At 68.4% G+C, this 2,822-nt stretch carries 3 protein-coding genes; all 3 read right to left on the bottom strand.

What is annotated here, in order from left to right:
- Positions 1–253: adenylyltransferase/cytidyltransferase family protein (locus ABNS06_RS06440; RefSeq protein WP_348673327.1), on the bottom strand; the 253-nt coding region annotated here is incomplete at its 3' end.
- A 48-nt stretch (positions 254–301) separates the two neighbouring features.
- Positions 302–1,588 carry a glutamate-5-semialdehyde dehydrogenase gene (locus ABNS06_RS06435; RefSeq protein ID WP_348673326.1) on the bottom strand — a complete coding sequence of 429 codons (1,287 nt, stop codon included), beginning with the start codon at positions 1,586–1,588 and terminating at the stop codon, positions 302–304.
- A 47-nt stretch (positions 1,589–1,635) separates the two neighbouring features.
- A complete protein-coding gene (holA, locus tag ABNS06_RS06430; protein WP_348673325.1) occupies positions 1,636–2,685 on the bottom strand; it encodes a DNA polymerase III subunit delta in 1,050 nt (349 codons plus the stop codon).
- Positions 2,686–2,822: the final 137 nt, after the last annotated feature.

Here is a 2,822-nt window from a genome sequence, read left to right as displayed (position 1 = left end):
CCGCCAGCGTGTCGGTCGTGTAGGACGGTCCATCGCGATCCAGTTCGACGGTATCCAGCACCAGCCCCGGCTCGTCGGCGATGGCGTCGGCGATCCACTGCGCACGCACGGCGTTGCTGGCGCGCGGGGCGTCACGATGCGGCGGCACGCGATTCGGCACCAGCCGGACATGGTCCAGGCCCAGCCGCTCGCGCAATTCCACACAGATTCGCAGATGCCCCAGGTGAACCGGATCGAAGGTCCCCCCCAGCATGCCGATCGGAGCGCTCAGTGTGCAGGCCCCATGATCAGTCGCGTGGGCTCAATGCCGGCAATGCCCATCGCCGTAGACCACGTATTTCTCCGACGTCAGCCCTTCCAGCCCCACCGGGCCGCGGGCGTGGATCTTGTCGGTGGAGATGCCGATCTCGGCGCCCAGACCGTACTCGAAGCCGTCGGCGAAGCGGGTCGAGGCATTGACCATGACCGAGCTGGAATCCACCTCGCGCAGGAAGCGCCGCGCCGCGGTCAGGTTCTCGGTGATGATGCTTTCGGTATGCCCCGAGCTGTAGCGGGCGATATGCGCCATGGCCGCATCGACATCGTCGACGATGCGGATGGACAGGATCGCGTCCAGGTATTCGGTCGCCCAGTCCTCGTCGGTGGCGGGCAGCACGTCGGCCACCAGCGATCGCGTCTTTTCGCAGCCGCGCAGCTCGATGCCGGCGTCGCGGTAGGCCTCGGCCAGCGCGGGCAGCAGCTCGGCCGCGCGTGATTCGGCGATCAGCAGCGTCTCCATGGTGTTGCAGGTGCCCAGCCGCTGCGTCTTGGCGTTGACCGCCACCGCCACGGCCTTGGCGGCGTCGGCATCGCGATCGATGTACACGTGGCAGATACCGTCCAGATGCTTGATCACCGGCACGCGCGCATGCTCGGCGACGAAAGCCACCAGGCCCTTGCCGCCGCGCGGCACGATCACGTCGACATAAGCCGGCATGGTCAGCAGATGACGCACCGCCTCGCGGTCCGTGGTCTGCACCACCTGCACGGCATCGGCCGGCAGGCCGGCGGCTTCCAGCGCCTCGCCAATCAGTTCCGCGATGGCCCGGTTGGAGTGAATCGCCTCGGAGCCGCCCCGCAGGATCACCGCGTTGCCGGCCTTCAGGCACAGCGCGGCGGCGTCGGCGGTCACGTTCGGGCGCGACTCGTAAATGATCCCGATCACGCCCAGCGGCACGCGCATCTTGCCGACCTGAATGCCCGAGGGCCGCGCGTTCATGCCGGTAATGGCGCCAACCGGGTCCGGCAGGCTGGCGATCTGGCGCACGCCGTCGGCCATGGATTCGATGCGTGCGTCGGTCAGTTCCAGACGATCCAGCAGCGCCGCATCCAGGCCGGCGGCACGTCCGGCCGCCATGTCCTTCGCATTGGCGTCCTTGATCCGCGCACGGCCGTCGACGATGCGCTCGGCCAGTTCCAGCAACGCGGCGTTCTTCGCGCCCGGCTCGGCCACGGCGGTGCTGCGGGATGCGGCACGCGCACGCTCCCCCACCGCCTGCATGTAGGCGCCAACGTCCCGGGTCTCGATCTCGCTGACTGTCGCGCTCATTCTCGTCCGTTCACCTTCCGCGTCGCGACGGGAAAACCGCCGCGAGGTCATGCATTCAGGGGTTCCAGCTTGGCGGCCGAGGCCGCCATCCAGCTCCGCGCATCACGGCCAGCGGCCAGAACCCAGACCAATGTTAGCAAGTCATCCCAGGGGTCATGACGATCCACGCCCTTGGCACCCCGATCCGCGCGACCGGCGACGGCCATCATCCAGCGCACGGACGCGGGCGAATGCCGACGCGCGGCGGCGACCATCATCGGAATCCGGCGACGGAACACGCCGATTTGCGCGCAGACGGCCTCGGCATCGCGGGCGCTGACCACCCGGGCCAGCTTGCGCAGTTCCGCGGCCAGGATGGCGACGATCGGAAACGGTTCCACCCCTTCCTCGCGCAGCCGGTCCAGCGTGCGCAGCGCCGCCTCCGGTGGGCCGGCCAGCGCCTTGTCGATCAGGTCGAAGACCACGAACCGCGCGTGATCGGCCACGGCATCGGCCATCAGGTCCACGTCGATCCGCCGCCCCGGATGCAGCAGGGCCAGCTTGGCGATGTCCTGCGAGCCGGCAAGCAGATTGCCCTCCACGCGCTCGGCCAGCAGCGCGACGGCGTCGGGATCAGCCTCCAGACCTTCCTGCCGCAGGCGCGCGTTGAGCCAGCGCAGCAGTTCACGGCCCTTCGGCGTCCAGCCGTAGACGGTCACGCCGGTCTTGTCGACGGCCTTGAACCAGGCACTGTTGCGGCTGCGGCTGTCGAGCTCGGAGCAGATGATCAGGATCAGCGTGTCCGGCGGCGGTGCCTGCGCCGCCTCCTTGATCGCCGCGCCACCGTCCTTGCCCGGCGAACCGGTGGGCAAATGCACCTCGATCAGGGTCTTCTCGGCGAACAGCGACATCGCCTGCCCGGCACTGCGCAGCTCGGACCAGTCGAAGCCCCCCTCGGCGTGAAGCACCCGGCGATCGGTATAGCCGGCGGCCTTCGCGGCGGCGCGAATCGCATCAGCCGATTCGGTGACCAGCAGCGGTTCCTCCCCAGCGACGACGTAGATCGGGGCCAGCCCATCGGACAGGGCGGCATCCAGGCGGTCGGGAGAGATATTCATGCCAGGGAAACGCTGATTGATGCGCGCCGCCAAGACGGAACCGGTTTTCGCGCAAGCCCAGGCGAAGTGAGTGCCGCTTGGTCATTCCAAGTCAGCGAACGACAACGCAGGATTGCGGGAAAACCGGCCCGTTCCAT

It is taken from the genome of uncultured Abyssibacter sp. (assembly GCF_964000955.1).
GTDB lineage: Bacteria > Pseudomonadota > Gammaproteobacteria > Nevskiales > OUC007 > Abyssibacter.
The sequence above is the reverse complement of the archived record's forward strand: the minus strand, read 5'-3'. Positions and strand labels throughout refer to the sequence as shown.